Annotated in this window: 16 protein-coding genes; 11 read left to right on the forward strand and 5 right to left on the reverse strand. The window is 39.4% G+C overall.

The genetic code is table 11. The features are described 5' to 3' along the window. Window positions 1–68: 68 nt before the first annotated feature. From ilvD to ilvG, 3 genes are read right to left on the reverse strand one after another with little or no spacing between them, the layout of a single operon-like run. Window positions 69–1,907 carry a dihydroxy-acid dehydratase gene (gene ilvD, locus AAX18_RS06915; protein WP_005629222.1) on the reverse strand — a complete coding sequence of 613 codons (1,839 nt, stop codon included), beginning with the start codon at window positions 1,905–1,907 and terminating at the stop codon, window positions 69–71. Between the two features lie 59 nt (window positions 1,908–1,966). Then, window positions 1,967–2,185: an acetolactate synthase 2 small subunit gene (gene ilvM, locus AAX18_RS06920; protein ID WP_005629221.1), complete on the reverse strand. Its 219-nt coding sequence runs from the start codon at window positions 2,183–2,185 to the stop codon at window positions 1,967–1,969. Continuing rightward, the gene (ilvG, locus tag AAX18_RS06925) at window positions 2,185–3,843 is read right to left on the reverse strand and encodes an acetolactate synthase 2 catalytic subunit (protein WP_005629218.1); all 1,659 of its coding nucleotides are present in this window, start codon (window positions 3,841–3,843) and stop codon (window positions 2,185–2,187) included. Before ilvG ends, ilvM begins: the two co-directional genes overlap by 1 nt. A 245-nt stretch (window positions 3,844–4,088) precedes the next feature. Here ilvG and AAX18_RS06930 point away from each other — a divergent pair, with 245 nt between their 5' ends. Continuing rightward, complete coding sequence (locus AAX18_RS06930) at window positions 4,089–5,615, forward strand: sodium-dependent transporter (protein ID WP_046953386.1); 1,527 nt, start codon at window positions 4,089–4,091, stop codon at window positions 5,613–5,615. A gap of 1 nt (window position 5,616) precedes the next feature. Continuing rightward, on the forward strand, window positions 5,617–5,712 hold the full coding sequence (locus tag AAX18_RS08780) for a methionine/alanine import family NSS transporter small subunit (RefSeq protein WP_005629210.1): 96 nt from the start codon (window positions 5,617–5,619) through the stop codon (window positions 5,710–5,712). 271 nt (window positions 5,713–5,983) lie between these two features. Here AAX18_RS08780 and AAX18_RS06940 read toward each other — a convergent pair whose 3' ends face one another. Further along, complete coding sequence (locus tag AAX18_RS06940) at window positions 5,984–8,224, reverse strand: nitric-oxide reductase large subunit (RefSeq protein WP_005629208.1); 2,241 nt, start codon at window positions 8,222–8,224, stop codon at window positions 5,984–5,986. Window positions 8,225–8,602: 378 nt separating this feature from the next. Here AAX18_RS06940 and AAX18_RS06945 point away from each other — a divergent pair, with 378 nt between their 5' ends. The 9 genes from AAX18_RS06945 to AAX18_RS06985 all read left to right on the forward strand — a co-directional run bounded on the left by AAX18_RS06945 (window position 8,603) and on the right by AAX18_RS06985 (window position 18,116). After that, window positions 8,603–9,733 (forward strand): cytochrome-c peroxidase, encoded by a 1,131-nt coding sequence (locus AAX18_RS06945; RefSeq protein ID WP_005629206.1) that lies wholly within the window; start codon window positions 8,603–8,605, stop codon window positions 9,731–9,733. Between the two features lie 80 nt (window positions 9,734–9,813). Beyond that, window positions 9,814–11,388 (forward strand): DNA recombination protein RmuC, encoded by a 1,575-nt coding sequence (locus AAX18_RS06950; RefSeq protein WP_005629203.1) that lies wholly within the window; start codon window positions 9,814–9,816, stop codon window positions 11,386–11,388. A 183-nt stretch (window positions 11,389–11,571) separates the two neighbouring features. Further along, window positions 11,572–11,991, forward strand: a complete 420-nt coding sequence (rbsD, locus tag AAX18_RS06955) for a D-ribose pyranase (RefSeq protein WP_005629201.1) — start codon at window positions 11,572–11,574, stop codon at window positions 11,989–11,991. 13 nt (window positions 11,992–12,004) lie between these two features. Continuing rightward, a complete protein-coding gene (rbsA, locus tag AAX18_RS06960; protein ID WP_046953387.1) occupies window positions 12,005–13,486 on the forward strand; it encodes a ribose ABC transporter ATP-binding protein RbsA in 1,482 nt (493 codons plus the stop codon). Between the two features lie 15 nt (window positions 13,487–13,501). Then, window positions 13,502–14,470, forward strand: coding sequence for a ribose ABC transporter permease (gene rbsC, locus AAX18_RS06965; RefSeq protein WP_046953388.1), 969 nt, complete (start codon window positions 13,502–13,504; stop codon window positions 14,468–14,470). A gap of 19 nt (window positions 14,471–14,489) precedes the next feature. Next, window positions 14,490–15,368, forward strand: a complete 879-nt coding sequence (rbsB, locus tag AAX18_RS06970; protein ID WP_046953389.1) for a ribose ABC transporter substrate-binding protein RbsB — start codon at window positions 14,490–14,492, stop codon at window positions 15,366–15,368. A 135-nt stretch (window positions 15,369–15,503) separates the two neighbouring features. Further along, the gene (rbsK, locus tag AAX18_RS06975; RefSeq protein ID WP_046953390.1) at window positions 15,504–16,424 is read left to right on the forward strand and encodes a ribokinase; all 921 of its coding nucleotides are present in this window, start codon (window positions 15,504–15,506) and stop codon (window positions 16,422–16,424) included. 26 nt (window positions 16,425–16,450) lie between these two features. Then, the gene (locus AAX18_RS06980; protein WP_046953391.1) at window positions 16,451–17,455 is read left to right on the forward strand and encodes a substrate-binding domain-containing protein; all 1,005 of its coding nucleotides are present in this window, start codon (window positions 16,451–16,453) and stop codon (window positions 17,453–17,455) included. 109 nt (window positions 17,456–17,564) lie between these two features. Further along, window positions 17,565–18,116 (forward strand): TIGR00645 family protein, encoded by a 552-nt coding sequence (locus AAX18_RS06985; RefSeq protein WP_046953392.1) that lies wholly within the window; start codon window positions 17,565–17,567, stop codon window positions 18,114–18,116. Between the two features lie 100 nt (window positions 18,117–18,216). On the opposite strand, the gene AAX18_RS06990 is transcribed toward AAX18_RS06985, so the two are convergent. After that, window positions 18,217–19,419, reverse strand: a complete 1,203-nt coding sequence (locus AAX18_RS06990) for an aromatic amino acid transporter (RefSeq protein ID WP_046953393.1) — start codon at window positions 19,417–19,419, stop codon at window positions 18,217–18,219. Window positions 19,420–19,485 lie beyond the last annotated feature (66 nt).

Raw genomic sequence — 19,485 nt, forward strand, 5'->3', positions numbered from 1 at the left:
GATGATGAAGTGCGGTTGGTTTTTCCTTTGTTTTATCCCCCTCTTATGAAGGAGGGGGAACCGTTAAATTATTTTAATAATGTTTTATCGCGTACCGCACCTTTGTCCGCTGAGGTGGCAAAGTGACCGAATACTTTCAATGCGAAAGATACTTCACGTTCACGGTGAGCGGGCAGCCAACCTTTTTGATCTTGTTCGGCTCTGCGTGCTGCGAGTTCTTCATTACTGATTTCTAAGTTAATTGCACGATTTGGAATATCAATGTTGATAATATCGCCATCGCGTACTAAGCCGATTGCACCGCCAGAAGCAGCTTCTGGTGATGCGTGTCCAATAGATAAGCCTGATGTACCACCAGAGAAACGACCATCCGTTAATAAGGCACATTTTTTACCTAAGCCCATCGATTTTAAGTAACTGGTTGGATATAACATTTCTTGCATACCAGGTCCGCCTTTAGGCCCTTCGTAACGGATAACAACGACATGACCTTCTTTGACTTTGCCACCTAAAATGCCTGCAACTGCATCTTCTTGGCTTTCAAATACGATTGCACGGCCGGTGAATTTCCAAATAGATTCATCTACGCCAGCGGTTTTAACGATACATCCGTCTTCAGCGAGATTACCGAATAATACGGCTAAGCCACCTTCTTGTGAAATCGCATTTTCTTTATTGCGAATACAACCGTTTACACGATCATTATCGACGGTATCCCAACGGCAATCTTGTGAGAATGCTTGAGTTGTACGGATGCCTGCAGGGCCTGCACGGAAGAATTTATGTAATTCTTCATCTTGATTGCGAATAATATCGTATTGGTCTAGTTGTTCTCCCATGCTCATTCCAAGCACGGTGTGTGTATTTTTATGAATTAATCCAGCGCGATCTAATTCACCTAACAATCCCATAATACCGCCTGCACGGTGTACGTCTTCCATGTGGTATTTATTGGTGTTTGGCGCAATTTTGCTTAAACAAGGTACTTTGCGCGATAAACGGTCAATATCTTCCATTTTAAAATCTACGCCTGCTTCTTGTGCTGCCGCTAATAAGTGTAAAACAGTATTACTTGAACCACCCATTGCGATATCGAGGCTCATTGCATTTTCAAAGGCATCAAAAGTACCGATTGAACGAGGCAATACACTTTCATCATTTTGTTCATAATAGCGTTTGCAAAGCTCAACAATTTGACGACCTGCTTTTAAGAATAATTCTTTGCGGTCTGCGTGAGTCGCCAACATAGAACCATTACCAGGTAAAGATAAACCTAAGGCTTCAGTTAAGCAATTCATGGAGTTAGCGGTGAACATGCCTGAGCAAGAACCACAAGTTGGACACGCACTGCGTTCAATGGCATCAATGCGTTCATCTGACACATTTGGATCGGCTGCCTCAATCATCGCATCAACCAAATCTAAGCGGATTAATTGATCAGAAAGTTTAGTTTTACCCGCTTCCATTGGGCCGCCTGAGACAAAAATTGTCGGAATGTTTAAGCGCATTGCCGCCATTAACATTCCCGGGGTGATTTTGTCACAGTTGGAAATACATACCATCGCATCAGCACAGTGCGCATTGACCATATATTCCACGCTATCAGCGATTAAATCACGGCTTGGTAAAGAATAAAGCATTCCACCGTGACCCATTGCGATACCATCATCCACCGCAATGGTATTAAATTCTTTTGCTACACCGCCCGCTTTTTCAATTTCAGCGGCAACAAGCTGTCCCATATCTTTTAAATGCACATGCCCTGGCACAAATTGGGTGAAAGAGTTCACCACCGCAATAATCGGTTTACCAAAGTCATTTTCTTTCATTCCTGTTGCACGCCATAAGGCACGTGCGCCTGCCATATTACGACCTTGTGTACTGGTCGCTGAACGTAGTTTTGGCATAAATAATCTCTCCGAGTAAATTTTTGTTAGGGTAGCGTGCAATATTTTGCACTTAATTTTTATTTTATTTCGTTTACATCTGGCAATTTCGCCAACTGATTCACTAACAGATCTAAAGTGCGGTCAGATCTTACGGTGATTTTTAACCGCACTTGGGTTTCATTCAGTGTCATTTCCATCGTTGTAACGGTAAACCCGCGGTGACGTGCCACGCGTAAAATGCGTTCCAATACTTCTGGACGATGGCGAGCGACGAGTTCAAGTTTATATTCATTCATTAGTTCATCTCCTCTACCATATCCGCGTTACATGCACCCGGTGGCACAAGTGGCCATACACATTCATCAGGTGGAATACATACTTGTAATAAATAGGCTGTTTTGCTATTTAATAATCGGTTGAGTGCTGCATCCACATCATCGGCTGACTCAATACGTTCTGCAGGAATACCGAACGCATTAGCAAGCATCACAAAATCTGGATTGTCATCTAAAATGGTTTCACTGCGACGTTTATTCCAGAATAAATCCTGCCATTGACGAACCATACCTAAGCGTTGGTTATCCAGTAGCAAAATTTTTACTGGTAAATTACCGCGTTTGATTGAACCCAATTCTTGTATGTTCATCATGAGTGAGCCATCACCCGTAACCAAAATGACTTCATCTTGCGGGCGTGCTTTTTTTGCCCCTACTGCAGCAGGTAAGCCAAAGCCCATTGTGCCGAAACCTGCGGATGTAATGTAGTTCTCTGGCGCAAAATGCTTCATGTGTTGAGCTGACCACATTTGATGCTGACCTACATCGGTACAAATTACTGCATTATTTGGTTTTCGATTAGATAGAGTGTTGAGTAATGCCCAAGGATCAATCGGACGATTGTATTGATTTTCAATATAAGTGAAATCTAATTTTGCTTTTAAATCTTTGATTTGTTCACGCCAAGGTTCAATATCAAGCTCTTGTTTGAGAGCATTAAGTGCTTGGATTAAATCTCCTTGTAGGGCAACATCTGCACGGCGTAATTTATGGATTTCCGCTGCATCAATATCACAATGAATCACTTTAGCATGAGGCGCAAAAGTATCGAGTTTACCTGTTACACGATCGTCAAAACGAGCGCCACATACAAGTAATAAATCGCTTTCTTGCACGGCAAAATTAGCAGCTTTTGTACCATGCATACCAATCATTCCCATATACACATCATCATTTGGATCAATTGCACCTAAACCTTTTAAAGTGGAGACTGATGGCATTTGGGTCTGGGCTAAAAATTCGCGTAAGGCAGGTACAGCCTTCGCCATACCAACGCCACCACCCACATAAAGCACCGGTTTTTTAGCATTTTTTAATAATTCTTTTGCTTCAGCGAGTTTATCTGTCGAAAGTGCGGTCGGTTTTTCTAGTGTTTTAACGTAGGCTTCTACATTCGCAGGTACTTCACCGATTTGGATATCACGAGGCACATCAATAAGAACTGGTCCAGGACGTCCGCTTTGGGCAATTTCAAAGGCTTCCGCAAAAACATCGGCTAATTCATCCGCACTTTGCACGATAAAACTGTGTTTGGTACAAGCAAGGGAAAGCCCAAGAACATCCGCTTCTTGGAACGCATCTGTGCCGATTAATGGAGAGGAAACTTGACCAGTAATGGCTACAACTGGAATGGAGTCCATCATGGCATCGCCTAATCCAGTAACTAAATTGGTGGCACCAGGGCCTGATGTTGCAATACAGACGCCCACTTTTCCTGTGGAACGAGCATAACCAATCGCTGCGATGGCTGCACCTTGTTCATTACGACAAAGTAAGTGATCTAAGCCTGCGTCATAAAGGGCATCGTAGGTTGGCATGATTGCGCCACCAGGATAGCCGAAAAGAGTCGTGACATGGTGTGCTTTCAGGCACTCCATGATGAGTTGTGCGCCTGTCATTGTGTTTGTTTCCTGTTGTTTTTATTTTGGGATAAGTTCAGCATTGTAGCGAAATTTCGAGTCATTGGTAGGGTTTGGGGCGAAAAAAACGAAAAAAGTGCGGTGAAAATTGGCTTTTTTTGAATATTTATGTTCTTTTTATTAAAAAATCCGTGAATTTTTACCGCTCTTTTGGCTTATTTATTGACTGATGATTAGATTTCATTATATTGAAACTCTTTTTATTTTTTTACATAGGATAATTTATGGCGCACTCAGCCCAAAAAGCGCAGAAGCGTGAGACTTTTTCTGGTCGTCGAGCATTTATTATGGCCGCGATTGGTTCGGCCGTCGGTCTTGGTAATATTTGGCGTTTCCCTTATACCACTTATGAAAATGGTGGTGGAGCATTTATGATCCCTTACCTTATCGCATTATTAACTGCAGGGATTCCTCTTTTATTCTTAGATTATGCAATTGGTCACCGCAATCGTGGTGGCGCACCACTTTCTTATCGCCGTGTTAGCCCGCACTTTGAAGTATTTGGTTGGTGGCAAATGATGGTGAATGTCATCATCGGATTATATTACGCTGTGGTATTAGGCTGGGCGGCAAGCTACACCTATTTTTCTTTCACTGGCGCATGGGGCGATAAACCAATCGATTTCTTCATCGGTGAATTCTTAAAAATGGGCGACATTAAAAACGGTGTTAGTTTTGAATTTGTCGGTATGGTGACTGGCCCATTAATTGCGATGTGGATTGTTGCCTTAGGCGTGCTTTCTATGGGCGTTCAAAAAGGGATTGCTAAAGCATCTTCTGTATTAATGCCAGTGCTCGTTGTAATGTTTATGGCGCTTGTGATTTATTCCTTATTCTTACCCGGTGCGGCAAAAGGTTTAGATGCGTTATTCACGCCAGATTGGTCGAAACTTTCTAATCCAAGTGTGTGGATTGCGGCCTATGGGCAAATCTTCTTCTCTCTTTCTATCGGCTTTGGGATTATGGTGACTTACGCCTCTTATCTTAAAAAAGAATCCGATTTGACTGGTAGTGGCTTGGTTGTAGGTTTTGCTAACAGTAGCTTTGAAGTGTTAGCAGGTATCGGCGTATTTGCAGCATTAGGTTTTATTGCTACTGCGCAAGGTCAAGAAGTGAGCGAAGTGGCAAAAGGCGGAATTGGTTTAGCATTTTTTGCGTTCCCAACCATCATCAATAAAGCTCCATTTGGTGAAGCGCTAGGTGTATTGTTCTTTGGATCATTAACCTTTGCGGCATTAACTTCATTCATTTCTGTAATTGAAGTAATTATTTCTGCAATCCAAGATAAAATTCGTATTAGCCGTGTGAAAGTAACGTTCATCGTTGGTGTACCGATGATGCTAGTTTCTGTCATCTTATTCGGTACGACAACTGGCTTACCAATGTTAGATGTATTCGATAAATTCGTAAACTATTTCGGTATTGTTGCTGTAGCATTCGCTTCTTTAATTGCGATTGTGGCAAATGAAAAACTCGGTTTATTGGGTAATCACTTAAACGAAACGTCATCTTTCAAAGTGGGTTTCTTCTGGCGTTTATGCATTGTATTAACGAGTGGTGTTTTAGCATTCATGCTTTTCAGCGAAGGGGCAAAAGTCTTCTCTGAAGGTTACGAAGGTTATCCAAACTGGTTCGTAAACACCTTTGGTTGGGGAATGTCTATTAGCTTACTTGTCGTGGCATTTTTCCTTTCTCGCTTAAAATGGAAAAGCGAAACCAAATTAACGATTGATGAAACTAAAGGAGAATAAAATGAGTACTGGTGCAATTATTATGATGATCGTGTCTCTCGCTTTGGTATGGGGTGGATTGGTTTACGCCCTGATTCGATTACCAAAAGAAGAATAATCATAAATTTGACCGCACTTTGATCTGTCCCCCAAATTTGGACTAAATAACCAATTGATTAAGGTGTAGATTATTAACAAGCATTATTCGATATTATTTAAGGGGCTGAAGCAGATTAACATAATTGCTAATCTACTTCGGCCTCTAATATTTTTAATATTTATGTAATGTTAATTTTATGTGAAAAACTTTGTAAGCTTATATAAGATATGGTAGATAAGAATAAAAAAGCGACCTACTTTCACATAAGTCGCTTTGGGCGATAACCTAACTAAGTATGTTTAGGTCTGAAGAAAATCATCGTAAAGATTTGCCAGAAGAAGGCGAGTGCACCGAAGATGAATACTACGTCACCACCTAAACGAACCCAACGTAAGGTATCGAATAATGGTTGTTGCATAAATTCTTCACTACGTGCATACCATAAGCCTTCAGAGATACTTGCATATCCTTGAATAACACCGATAGGTAGTAAGCTTGATACGATCATGAGTACTAAACCGCCGTTTAATAACCAGAAGCCCCATTTCATTAACTTATCGTTAAATGGTGTATCTGGACGTAAATAACGAGAGATTAAGAATACGAAGCCTAATGCTAAGAAGCCATACACACCGAATAATGCAGCGTGCGCGTGAACGGCAGTCGTGTTTAAGCCTTGAACATAGTAGAGTGAAATTGGTGGATTGATTAAGAAACCAAATACACCTGCACCTAACATATTCCAGAATGCAACGGCAACGAAGCAGTAAAGAGGCCATTTTAAACGGTCCATCCAAGGTGTTTTTTGTTGCATTGCCCAGTGTTCCCAAGCTTCATGACCTAATAACACTAATGGAACCACTTCAAGTGCAGAGAATGATGCACCTACCGCGATAATTGGGGTGGTTGCACCTGCGAAGTATAGGTGGTGGAACGTACCAGGAATACCGCCGATTAAGAACAATGCCGCTTCAGTAATGGTTGCCACAGTCGCAGTACGACGTGAAACTAACCCTAAACTTACGAAGATGAATGAAAGCGCCGCTACAGAGAATACTTCGAAGAAGCCTTCTACCCATAGGTGAACTACCCACCAACGCCAGTATTCCATCACTGAAATGTGAGTGTGCTCGCCGTAGAATAGTGCTGGGCCATAGAATAAGCCAATTGCAATGACAGAAGCGAAGAATAACGCTAATAAGTTTTTGTCTCCTGGTTGTTTGAATGCGTTCACTGTACCGCGGAGCATTAAGACTAACCAGAATAAGATACCTGCGAATTTCACCGCTTGCCAGAAACGACCTAAGTCAATGAACTCATAGCCTTGGTGACCGAACATGAAGCTCCATTCTTCTGGAAGAATATGTGCAATCGCTAAATAGCTACCAGTGAATGAACCGACGACTAATACCACTAATGCCCAGAATAAAACATCCACACCCAATTTTTGGAATTTAGGATCTTTACCGCCATTGATGATTGGTGCAAGGAATAAACCGCCAGCTAAGAATGCCATTGCAATCCAGAATAATGCCGCTTGAATATGCCATGTACGCACTAATGAATAAGGGAAGTATTGAGAAATATCAATACCATAGAATTCTTGACCTTCAACGGTATAGTGAGCAACAATCGCCCCTAAGTTTACTTGTAGTAAGAATAATGCAAGCACAGTAAAGAGATATTTGCCTAATGCGCGTTGAGAGGGGGTTAGTTGTAATTTTGTAAGTGGATCGAACTCAGGTGTTGGTGGTTCTTTTTCATCTTCACGTTTTTTGAATGACCAAATCCATACTACAAAACCAATACCTGCAATGAGGAATACCACGCTCGCAATAGACCAAACCACATTTTCTGGTGTTGGCACGTTATTGATTAATGGCTCATGTGGCCAGTTGTTGGTATAACTTGCATTTGTATTTGGACGTTCTGCAGAGGCAGTCCATGCAGTCCAGAAGAAGAATTTTGTTAAGTCTTTACGCGCTTGTAAGTCTGGAAGGGTATTATCCTTCATAGCAAAGTGTTCACGAGTGACTTTAGTAGCAGGATCATCGCCGTATAAAGAAATGTAGTATTGTGCAGTTTTTTCCATTGCCGCTAAACGGGTGTTTGAAAGCACAACAGTACCGTTTTCAACTTTGCTACCACGATATTCTTTGGTTAAACGCGCTTTTAATAAAGTTTGTTGCTCATCATTTAAATCAGAGAAGTTTTTACCAAATTCTTGATTCGCTGTAATATCCAACCAGTTAGTTAATTCACGGTGAAGCCAATCTGCCGTCCAGTCAGGCGCTTGGTATGCACCGTGCCCCCAAACAGAACCCACTTGCATACCACCAGTGGTTTGCCAAGCGGTTTGACCATGTAAAATTTCATCGTGAGTAATCACTTTTTCACCTGATTCCGAAACATATTGTTGCGGAATTGGTGGTGCTTCACGATAAACTTCGAACCCATAGTAACCGAGAATGGAGAATGCTCCAATTAATACGGCGACTAATAGGTACCAGAACTTTTTATACTGTCCCATTTTATCACTCCTAGGTTATTGAAAAATTAACTTCCTATTTAAAATCATAGGTAAATATTTTACATAAAGTAAAATACCTGACTAATTATATCGGGTATTGTGGTGCTAAAATAATACCTATAATAAAGTAATTGACTAAAATAGTAGGTTATTGTGATTGAGATCATCAAAAAAGCGCAGTTAAAAAATGTTTTAACAGTTTTTCAATTCCCAAAAGTATTGCTTTTCTACTATTAAGTTTAAGTATGTAAGAAAAGGTTTAAAAATTTGAGTTTAGTGTAAGATATCAATGTTTAAGTTATTTATGCACAGTCTAAATTTATAATGATGGATTTACTTTGACTAAGTGCAGTTATTTTTTATGCCCGTGGAGTTAGAATGAAAAAATATTTCTTGTCATTATTTGCCTTACCTATTTTTTGTTTCGCTCAAGAAGAACCCATAAATCCCGCATTACTTGGATTAGGTCAGGTTTTCTTTTTTGATAAATCACTTTCACACAATAAAACACAGAGTTGTTCTACTTGCCATATGCCTGCAGCGGCTTTTGCGGATTTACGTGAAAATGATATCGATAAAATGGTTTCGCAAGGTGATGATCCGACAAAGTTTGGTAATCGCAACACACCAACGGCCATTTATGCAAAATATTCCCCAGATTTTCATTTCGATGAAAAAATTAAGGATTATGTTGGCGGCCAATTCTGGGATGGGCGAGCAAAACATTTAGCTGAGCAGGCGGGGGGGCCTCCTCTCAATCCTGTCGAAATGGGCATGAAAGACAAAGCTAGCGTGGTAAAACGTATTGCCGAAAATCAGGCAGTGAAAGACTACGTTACCAAGCATTGGGGCGAGGAAATTTGGCAAGATGATGAGAAAATTTATGTCATTATGGAACAAGCACTTGCTGCATTTCAGCAATTAGATTTGTTTGCTCAATTCAGTTCTAAATATGACCGCACTTTGGCAGGGCAAGATAAATTTACTGAGCAAGAAGCATTAGGCAAGGCGTTATTTTTTGATAAAGAAAAAACAACTTGCAGTAATTGTCATCAGCTGAATGATAAAGATCACCGTGAAGAAACTTTTACAAATTATCGTTATTTCAATCTCGGCGTGCCGAAAAATGAGGCATTGATTGCTCACAATAAATTAGGCGAGGACTGGGTGGATAATGGATTATTAGATAATCCAATGGTGAAAGGTGATATTGCTCAAAAAGGCAAATTTAAAGTGCCGACATTGCGCAATGTCGCCGTGACTGCGCCTTATATGCATAACGGTGTATTTAAAGAGCTGCGTACCGTATTATTATTTTTGGATAGCCATAACAATCCTGAGCGTAAGATAAATCCCGAAACGGGTAAACCTTGGGCGGTAGCAGAATATGCTCCAACGATAAGCCATAGCGATCTTAAAGGTAAACCGCTTACTGATGCGGAAATTGATGCGTTGGAAGCATTTTTGAAAACGTTGACTGATGCAGCCTATGATAAGGGCGGTGAGTAAGATAATTTCACTGCACTTAAAGCTAAAATTTAACTCACATTTCTATGTTACAATTTACGGCATCATGTTAAGGGGGATATATGTCAGAGAATTTGTGGCTTTTTAGCTTGTTAGCCGTCGTTATTTTGTTAATTTTATTGCTTATTCTACGCCAGCAAAAATATACACATCTTCATCAAGAATTATCGAAAACGACTCAAGATTATAATGAACTTGCTAGTAAATTTGATGAACTTACCATCATCAAAAATCAGCTAGAGCAGCAAACCATCAAAGCTCAAACAGAAAGCCAAGGTTTGTTAGTTCGACTCAATGAGCGTGATGAAAAAATCCACTATCTTACCCAAGAATTAGATGAGGAGCAGGCTCGCCATTCAGCCATCGCGGAGCAAATTACTGCATTAAAAGAACGCTTCGGGATCGCTTCTGCGCAAGCAGAAAGTTTGAATGCACAGCTTCAACATAGCCAAAGCCAGTTATCTCGTAAAGAACAGGAACAACAACATTTAACCGAAAAATTGACCGCACTTTCTCAAGAATTAACAGGATTAAAAACAACGTTAGCTGAGAAAGAAAAACATTTTTCAGAGCAACAACAGAACTTTGAACAATCTAAGCAACAGTTGGGCGTGGAATTTCAAAATCTAGCCAATCGGATTTTGGATGAAAAAAGTCGCTCATTTAGTCAATCAAATCAAACTGCTTTGGAAACGTTGCTCAAGCCTTTCCGTGAGCAAATTGAAGGTTTTCAAAAACGTGTCAATGAAATTCACTCCGAATCCGTGAAAGGTAATGCAGGATTGGAAGCTGAAATCAAAAAAGTGCTGGAAATTGGTCTGAATATGTCGCAAGAGGCGAGTAATTTAACTTCTGCCTTGAAAGGCGAAAAGAAAACGTTAGGCAACTGGGGCGAAGTGCAATTAGAACGAGCGTTGCAACTGGCTGGACTTGAAGAAAATGTGCATTATCGTGCTCAAGCACATTTTAAAGATGAACAAGGCGGACGTAATTACCCTGATTTTGTGTTGAATCTACCTGATGAAAAACACTTAATTATCGATAGCAAAATGTCGTTGGTGGCTTACGAAAGTGCGGTGAATTCTGACGATGATTTTGAACGTGAGCGTTTACTAAAAGAACATATATCCGCATTGAAAAGTCATATTAATGATCTGCATAAAAAAGATTACAGTAACCTTATTGGCATACGTAGCCCGAATTTTGTTCTCATGTTTATTGCAGTGGAACCGGCGTATATTGAGGCTTTAAAATCTGATCCTGCTTTATTTAATTACGGTTATGAACGTAATGTCATTATGGTTTCTCACACTACGTTAATGCCGATTTTACGTACCGTAGCAAACCTCTGGCGCATCGAACGAGGTAATGCTGAGGCAAAAGAAATCGCTGAAAAAGCGGGTGAAATTTATAACCAAATTTGCTTGGTCGCAGAACGTTTAAGTAAGCTCGGTAATACGCTTTCTACCGTCAGCAACCAATACAACCACACAGTCACCGCACTTGTTGGCCAACAAGGTTTAGTTGGCAAAGTAGAACGATTTAAAACCCTTTCCGCAAAAGCGAATAAAACTATGCCAGAAGTGGAGTTATTGAATAATCAGATTGATTTGGCTAGGTTGGATACGTTGAACTAAGATAATTTCAAATAATTTATTCTCCGATTGAATGTGAATTTGGTCGGAGAATTTTTTATTTTATCTAAACAAAAAATTTTGTGATTAATATCTCAAATTTGAAATTTCTCAGTTGTTTTTCTGTTTTTGTTCTTTATATTTATCTTATCGAAACGTTTCGATAAGGGTGGAAAGAGGAAATATATGAAAAAAACGATGTTATTAAATGCACAACTTTCTCGTTGTATCGCTTCCCTTGGTCACACAGAAAGTTTGACGATTTGTGATGCGGGGCTTCCTATTCCATTAAGCGTGGAACGTATAGATCTGGCCTTAACTGCGGGAGTGCCAAGTTTTTTACAAACTTTAGATACCGTGATCACTGAGATGTATGTCGAGCGAGTAGTGATTGCTGAAGAAATTAAAGAAAAAAATCCTGAAATTTTTACCGCACTTTTATCTAAACTTAGTCAAATTGAGACTAATCAAGGTAATAAGCTTCAGATAGAGTTTGTATCACATGAAACTTTTAAAAAATATACACACCAAAGCAAAGCGGTTGTTCGAAGTGGTGAGTGTTCTCCTTATGCCAATATAATTTTATATTCTGGTGTGCCATTTTGATTTAGGTGAAATTATGGAAACCTTACTTAAAATTTCTGGTATTGATAAATCTTTCCCTGGCGTGAAGGCTTTAAGTAATGCCTGTTTATCAGTTTATTCTGGTCGAGTTATGGCATTGATGGGGGAAAATGGTGCAGGTAAATCGACTTTGATGAAGGTGCTTACTGGTATTTATTCTAAAGATGCTGGCACCATTGAGTATCTCAGTAAGGAAGTGACCTTTAAAGGCCCAAAAGAATCACAAGAGGCGGGTATTAGTATTATTCACCAAGAGCTGAATTTGGTCGGCAATCTCACTATTGCTGAAAACATTTTCCTTGGTCGTGAATTTAAAACCTCGTGGGGGGCAATTAATTGGCAAAAAATGTATACAGAGGCAGATAAACTGTTAGCTCGTTTAGGTGTAAGCCATAGTAGTAAAAAATTATGCTCAGAACTTTCTATTGGTGAACAGCAGATGGTTGAGATTGCAAAAGCACTAAGTTTTGAATCTCAAGTAATCATTATGGATGAACCAACGGATGCATTAACCGATACTGAAACAGAGTCTTTATTTAATGTTATTCGTGAACTTAAAGCTGAAAATCGTGGCATTGTTTATATTTCCCATCGTTTAAAAGAAATTTTTCAGATTTGCGATGATGTAACGGTTCTGAGAGATGGGCAATTCATTGGTGAGCGTGCAGTAGCTGATATTGTCGAAGATGATTTAATTGAAATGATGGTAGGGCGTCGCTTAGATGAACAATATCCACACTTGGAGCGAAAAAAAGGTGAATGTGTGTTGAGTGTAGAGCATCTGAGTGGTAGTGGTATTTATGATGTTTCATTTACGCTTAATGCTGGCGAGATTGTGGGCGTTTCCGGTTTAATGGGCGCAGGAAGAACTGAGCTTGGAAAGTTACTTTACGGTGCATTACCAAAAACAAGCGGTAAAGTGCGGTTAAAAAATCAGGATATTGAGAATCGCAGTCCGCAAGATGGTTTAGATAATGGCATTGTGTATATATCCGAAGATCGTAAAGGTGATGGCTTGGTTTTAGGCATGTCGGTGAAAGAAAATATGTCGCTCACATCACTCGATCATTTTTCACAAAAGGGCAGTATTCGCCATCAAGCGGAAAAAATGGCAGTCGATGATTTTATTTTGATGTTTAATATTAAGACCCCTAGTCGTGATCAACAGGTAGGTTTACTGTCTGGTGGAAATCAACAAAAAGTGGCAATTGCTCGTGGATTAATGACTCGCCCAAATGTGTTGATTTTAGATGAACCTACTCGTGGTGTAGATGTTGGTGCTAAGAAGGAAATTTACCAACTTATTAACGAGTTTAAGAAGGATGGTTTGAGTATTTTGATGATTTCATCGGATATGCCAGAGGTGCTTGGTATGAGTGATCGAGTGTTGGTAATGCGTGAAGGTAAAATTAGTGCAGAATTTTCTCGTGAAGAGGCAACACAAGAAAAGTTATTAGCAGCAGCTATTGGTAAATAAGAGTAGGTAAGTATGATGAAAAATGAAACATCTAATTTTCAAATAGGAAGATTTTTGATTGAACAGCGTTCTTTTATTGCGTTGATTATTCTTATCGCAATTGTATCAGTGATTAATCCTGATTTTTTTAGCGTAGATAATATTTTGAATATTTTACGTCAAACTTCAGTTAATGCGATTATTGCAGTTGGGATGACCTTTGTTATCTTAATTGCGGGAATAGATCTTTCTGTTGGATCTGTATTGGCATTGACTGGTGCTATTGCAGCCTCAATGGTAAGTATTGAATTGCCTATTTTTTTAGTCATTCCTGTTGTTTTATTGATTGGAACACTTCTTGGTGGTGTAAGTGGTGTAATTGTTGCAAAAGGAAAAGTTCAGGCTTTTATTGCTACCTTGGTTACCATGACCTTACTGCGTGGTGTAACAATGGTTTATACAGATGGTCGTCCTATTACGACAGGTTTCTCTGATAATGCGGATATGTTTGCTGGTATTGGTACAGGCTATGTTTTAGGTATCCCAGTACCAATTTGGATTATGAGTATCGTGTTTGCGGTTGCTTGGTATATTTTAAAACACACACCAATCGGTCGCTATATTTATGCTTTAGGTGGAAATGAGGCAGCGACCCAACTTTCTGGTATTAACGTCAATAAAATCAAAGTATTTGTTTTTGCTGTCAGTGGTTTCCTTTCTGCATTAGCAGGTTTAATTGTTACTTCACGTTTATCCTCTGCACAACCGACTGCTGGAGTATCTTATGAATTGGATGCTATTGCTGCTGTTGTTGTAGGGGGAACCAGTTTGATGGGGGGAAAAGGTCGTGTAATGGGAACTCTCATCGGTGCATTAATCATTGGATTTTTAAACAATGCATTAAATTTATTAGATATTTCATCTTACTATCAAATGATAGCAAAAGCGTTGGTTATTTTGGTTGCTGTTTTAGCCGATAACTATCTTGGTACAAAAAAACTGTAACTCACTTTAAGGAGAAACTATGAAAAAACTAACCGCACTTACTTCTGCTGTATTATTAGGTTTGGCTGTTTCTGGCTCTGCTTCTGCGCAAGACACAATCGCTTTGGCAGTATCTACATTAGATAACCCGTTTTTTGTAACGTTAAAAGATGGTGCACAGAAAAAAGCGGACGAATTAGGTTATAAATTAGTCGTGCTTGATTCACAAAATGACCCAGCTAAAGAACTTGCTAATGTTGAAGATTTAACAGTGCGTGGTGCAAAAGTACTATTGATCAATCCAACTGATTCTGAAGCTGTTGGAAATGCAGTGGCGATTGCAAACCGTAATCATATTCCAGTTATTACATTAGACCGTGGTGCGGCTAAAGGAAAAGTAGTAAGCCATATCGCATCTGACAATATAGCAGGCGGAAAAATGGCTGGGGATTTCATTGCACAAAAATTAGGTGATGGAGCTAAGGTTATCCAACTTGAAGGTATTGCTGGTACATCTGCAGCGCGTGAACGAGGTGAAGGTTTTAAACAAGCCATCACTGCACATAAGTTTAATGTATTAGCTAGTCAGCCTGCGGACTTTGATCGTACAAAAGGTTTGAATGTAACGGAAAATTTACTTGCCTCAAAAGGAGATGTACAGGCTATTTTTGCTCAAAATGATGAGATGGCATTAGGTGCATTACGGGCAATTAAAGCATCTAACAAAAAAGTCCTTGTTGTGGGATTTGATGGTACAGATGATGGTGTTAAAGCGGTGAAAGGTGGAAAAATGGCTGCAACTATTGCACAACAACCTGATCTTATTGGTTCATTGGGTGTTGTTACAGCTGATAAAATCTTAAAAGGCGAAAAAGTGGAATCAAAAATTCCAGTAGATTTAAAAGTAATTAGTGAATAGTTATTGCATCACTTTGTATCTCCCCTTTGCTTATATGCAACAGATTGCATTAATGGTAGGGGGAGTCCCAGTTTCTTCAGAACCATGTCTCTTTCGATTTATAAAGACAAATTTTAATTGTTCAAGGAGTTTAACATGAACAAAAAACTCACCGTTCTTGGCAGTATTAATGCTGATCATGTGATTTCTGTTCCTTATTTTTCTAAGCCTGGCGAAACATTAACTGGTGATAATTACCAGCTTGTCTATGGTGGAAAAGGTGCAAATCAGGCGGTAGCTGCTGCTCGGTTAGGGGCAAATGTAGAGTTTATTGGCTGTGTTGGCTCCGATGTTATAGGCGAAACAATGAAAAATGCATTTTCACAAGAGGGGATTGATACGACAAATATTCATTCTATTTCTCAAGAAATGACCGGAATGGCATTTATTCAAGTAGCTCAATCAGGTGAAAATAGCATTGTATTAGCCCGTGGAGCAAACGCACATTTAGATGAAAAATTGGTGCAGCATAGTAAAGCAAAAATTGCTCAATCTAATTATTTGTTAATGCAGTTAGAAACGCCTATTTCAGGTGTGGAGCTTGCTGCAAAAATTGCTCAAGAAAATGGTGTGAAAGTCGTACTAAATCCTGCTCCTGCGAGAGATTTATCGGATACCTTATTAAGTATGATTGATATCATTACACCAAATGAAACAGAAGCTGAAATCCTTACCGGTGTACGAGTGAGTGATGAACAAAGTGCGGTGGAAGCTGCTCAAGTTTTCCATAAAAAAGGAATTGATTGTGTCATGATTACATTAGGTGAGAAAGGTGTGTTTGTTAGCCAAAATGGTGAAGCTCGTATAATTAAGGGTTTCCGTGTAAAAGCGGTAGATACAACGGCTGCTGGTGACACATTTAATGGTGGATTTGTTACAGCCTTGCTAGAAGGTCAATCCTTTGAAAATGCCGTTAGATTTGGTCAGGCTGCCGCTGCGATTAGTGTAACACGTAAAGGCGCTCAACCATCTATTCCTACTCGTCAAGAAACATTAGAATTTCTGGCTCATGTTTAAAGTGCGGTCAATTTTTTAGGTGTTTTATGGCAACAATGAAAGATATTGCTCGATTGGCGCAAGTGTCTACCTCTACTGTTTCTCATGTGATTAATGGATCTCGTTTTGTCAGTGACGAAATTCGAGAGAAAGTAATGCGTATAGTTGTTGAACTTAATTATACGCCTTCTTATATAGCTCGTAGCTTAAAGGTAAAAACGACAAAAACGATAGGGTTGCTTGTTACAGCGACTAATAATCCTTTTTTCTCTGAAGTTATGGCTGGGGTGGAGCAATATTGTCAGAAAAATCAATATAATCTTATTATTGCTACAACGGGTGGGGATGCCAAGCGTTTACACCAAAATCTACAAACCTTAATACATAAACAAGTAGATGGTGTATTACTGATGTGCGGAGATAGTCGTTTTCAAGCGGATATGGAGCTTACAGTATCTTTGCCCTTAGTTGTGATGGATTGGTGGTTTACCGAGTTAAATGCAGACAAAATTCTAGAGAACTCAGAACGTGGCGGTTATCTTGCAACAAAATCTATGGTTGATGCGGGACACCAGAAAATTGGCATTATTACGGGTAATCTCAGAAAGTCAGTTGCTAAAAATCGTTTGCAGGGATATAAGAAAGCTTTGTCTGAAGCTAATATAGTTTTAAATCCTGATTGGATTGTAGAAAGTCATTTTGATTTTGAAGGAGGGATAGTTGGGGCGCAAAAACTGCTTGCGTTATCAGATAGACCGACGGCTATTTTCTGTTGTAGCGATACTATTGCTATTGGCGCCTATCAGGCAATTCAGAATCAAGGTTTACGTATTCCGCAAGATATTTCTATCATGGGATACGATGATATTGAATTAGCTCGTTATCTTTTCCCTTCTTTATCTACAATCAGTCAACCTAAAGCTGAATTAGGTAAGCTTGCTGTTGAGACTTTATTACAACGTATACAAGAACCCAATGAAAATTACCGCACTTTAGTGTTAGAGCCGACCTGTATTTTGAGAGAATCAATTTCTTCCCCTTCAAATGTATAAATAAAATAAGAATAACTCGATTTCTTTATTGCTATTTTCAAAAAAACTGCTATTTTCTTGCGGTTTTTTTGTTTATTTAACTAACTATTTAATTTAGGAATAAAATCAAATGGAAGAAAACAAACCTGTTGATCCTTATGCGAAATATAACGAACAATCGAATATTATCGCGAAAATAATTTTTGCTAGTCGCTGGTTGCAAGTGCCGATTTATTTGGGTTTGATTGTAACGCTAGCGATCTACTCTTATAAGTTTATTAAAGGCTTGTGGGCATTGGTGATTAATGTCAATGAGATGGATTCCAACACGATTATGTTGGGTGTGTTGAATTTGATTGATGTCGTGATGATCGCAAACTTGCTTGTGATGGTGACTATCGGCGGCTATGAAATTTTTGTATCCAAATTGCGTACACGTAATCACCCCGATCAGCCTGAGTGGATGAGCCATGTAAATGCAACTGTGTTGAAAGTTAAACTTTCTATGTCTATTATCGGCATTTCATCTATCCATATGCTGCAAACCTTTGTGAACACGAGCAATACGCCAGAAAAAACGATGATGTGGCAGTTATTATTGCATTTAGGCTTTTTAGTGTCGGCAATTGCTTTGGCTTATACAGATAAAATTTTGTATAGCACAAGCCATAAAACGCATTAAAAATTCACCGCACTTTATCTAAATATAAAAACGTCGTTCATGATTGAACGACGTTTTGTTTTATGGAGATTGGGAAGTGTGGTAGGTTTTTCCTTGTTTTTTAACCCACGACAAATGGCAAGTAACCCGCACGAATCGCAAATGGAATGGATGTAATGATTACGCCTAATACCAATACGATAATTAAAGTCATATTTCCTCCCCATACTTTGTATGGCAAATTGGTGTGAGTTCGACGAGCTTTCCAAACAAGGCTAACTGGCAATACTACGGCATAGAATGCAAACATTTGACCTGCGTAGCCTAGCGCTAAAATAAAACCTTCAGGATAGAAAAGCGCAAAGACGAGTGGTGGAATGAACGTCATTAAGCCAAGTGAGATGCGCCCTGCAGAAATATTAAAAGATCGTTTTAATAAATCTTCGATACATTCCAACAATCCAAGCCCTACGCCCAAGAAAGAAGTAACCAGCGCCAAAGTTGAGAATAATTTTACCGCACCTGCGATCATGTTACTGCCAGTGATAGCAAGCGTTGCTTTTACTAAGCCATTTAAGGTGGCATCTTCTTTTAAAATTTGTAAGAACTCATTTTGTGTGAGCAAGCCGTGCGTCGACATTTGCCATAAAATATAAGCGAAAAGGGTAATTGCTGAACCCGCCAGAATAGAAATGCGTAATGCTTTTACGTTACCGCCTAAGTATTTATTTAAACTTGGAATAGAACCGTGGAAACCAAATGCCGTGAAAAAGACAGGGCTTGCAGAGATAATTAAAGCGTTATCAATTGGCGTCGCCATTAAGTTATCAAATTTGATTTCTGGCAACATTAAGCTTAACACCACGGCAAAGGCCGCAAGCATCACAAAAAATAACACACGATTAATTTTATCTACGCTATGTGTACCGATGACGATAAATGAACCGAAAATTACGGTAAATAATAAGATGCTAACTTTATCACCAAAACTTTCTGGTAATAAATCTTTTAGTAGTGAACCGCCACCGCTGATATAAGCGGCAATTAATGCGTATAAGAAAATAATTAGTACTGCCGTGGCAATAATGCGTCCTGCTTTACCAAAATATTGCTCAGCGAGTGTGCCGATGCCCGCATCACTTTCCGCAGTTTGATAGAGTTCAACGAATAAAAGAGCGCTAAAAGTTAATAATGCCCAAAGCCCTAATAATAAGACTAAAGTAAAGCCGAATCCGATACCAGCGGAAGTGAGTGGCATTGCCAACATTCCCGCGCCAATCATCGTACCGGCAACGAGAAGTGTGCTGCCTACAGTTTTGTTCATGTTTGCTTCCTTATTGTGTAATAATAAATTTACGGTGATTGTATTTTAAAATTTACAGTGTGTAAA

It is taken from the genome of Haemophilus haemolyticus, from assembly GCF_001008205.1.
In the GTDB taxonomy this organism is placed as follows: domain Bacteria; phylum Pseudomonadota; class Gammaproteobacteria; order Enterobacterales; family Pasteurellaceae; genus Haemophilus; species Haemophilus haemolyticus_Q.

What these genes read in the sequence shown, in the direction of transcription:
- AAX18_RS06930 (WP_046953386.1), top strand. Translation starts at nt 4,089, where the DNA reads ATGGCGCACTCAGCCCAAAAAGCGCAGAAGCGTGAGACTTTTTCTGGT.
- rbsC (WP_046953388.1), top strand. Translation starts at nt 13,502, where the DNA reads ATGAAAAATGAAACATCTAATTTTCAAATAGGAAGATTTTTGATTGAA.
- ilvD (WP_005629222.1), bottom strand. Translation starts at nt 1,907, where the DNA reads ATGCCAAAACTACGTTCAGCGACCAGTACACAAGGTCGTAATATGGCA.
- AAX18_RS06980 (WP_046953391.1), top strand. Translation starts at nt 16,451, where the DNA reads ATGGCAACAATGAAAGATATTGCTCGATTGGCGCAAGTGTCTACCTCT.
- rbsD (WP_005629201.1), top strand. Translation starts at nt 11,572, where the DNA reads ATGAAAAAAACGATGTTATTAAATGCACAACTTTCTCGTTGTATCGCT.
- AAX18_RS06950 (WP_005629203.1), top strand. Translation starts at nt 9,814, where the DNA reads ATGTCAGAGAATTTGTGGCTTTTTAGCTTGTTAGCCGTCGTTATTTTG.
- AAX18_RS06945 (WP_005629206.1), top strand. Translation starts at nt 8,603, where the DNA reads ATGAAAAAATATTTCTTGTCATTATTTGCCTTACCTATTTTTTGTTTC.
- ilvM (WP_005629221.1), bottom strand. Translation starts at nt 2,185, where the DNA reads ATGAATGAATATAAACTTGAACTCGTCGCTCGCCATCGTCCAGAAGTA.
- ilvG (WP_005629218.1), bottom strand. Translation starts at nt 3,843, where the DNA reads ATGACAGGCGCACAACTCATCATGGAGTGCCTGAAAGCACACCATGTC.
- rbsK (WP_046953390.1), top strand. Translation starts at nt 15,504, where the DNA reads ATGAACAAAAAACTCACCGTTCTTGGCAGTATTAATGCTGATCATGTG.
- rbsB (WP_046953389.1), top strand. Translation starts at nt 14,490, where the DNA reads ATGAAAAAACTAACCGCACTTACTTCTGCTGTATTATTAGGTTTGGCT.
- AAX18_RS08780 (WP_005629210.1), top strand. Translation starts at nt 5,617, where the DNA reads ATGAGTACTGGTGCAATTATTATGATGATCGTGTCTCTCGCTTTGGTA.
- AAX18_RS06990 (WP_046953393.1), bottom strand. Translation starts at nt 19,419, where the DNA reads ATGAACAAAACTGTAGGCAGCACACTTCTCGTTGCCGGTACGATGATT.
- rbsA (WP_046953387.1), top strand. Translation starts at nt 12,005, where the DNA reads ATGGAAACCTTACTTAAAATTTCTGGTATTGATAAATCTTTCCCTGGC.
- AAX18_RS06940 (WP_005629208.1), bottom strand. Translation starts at nt 8,224, where the DNA reads ATGGGACAGTATAAAAAGTTCTGGTACCTATTAGTCGCCGTATTAATT.
- AAX18_RS06985 (WP_046953392.1), top strand. Translation starts at nt 17,565, where the DNA reads ATGGAAGAAAACAAACCTGTTGATCCTTATGCGAAATATAACGAACAA.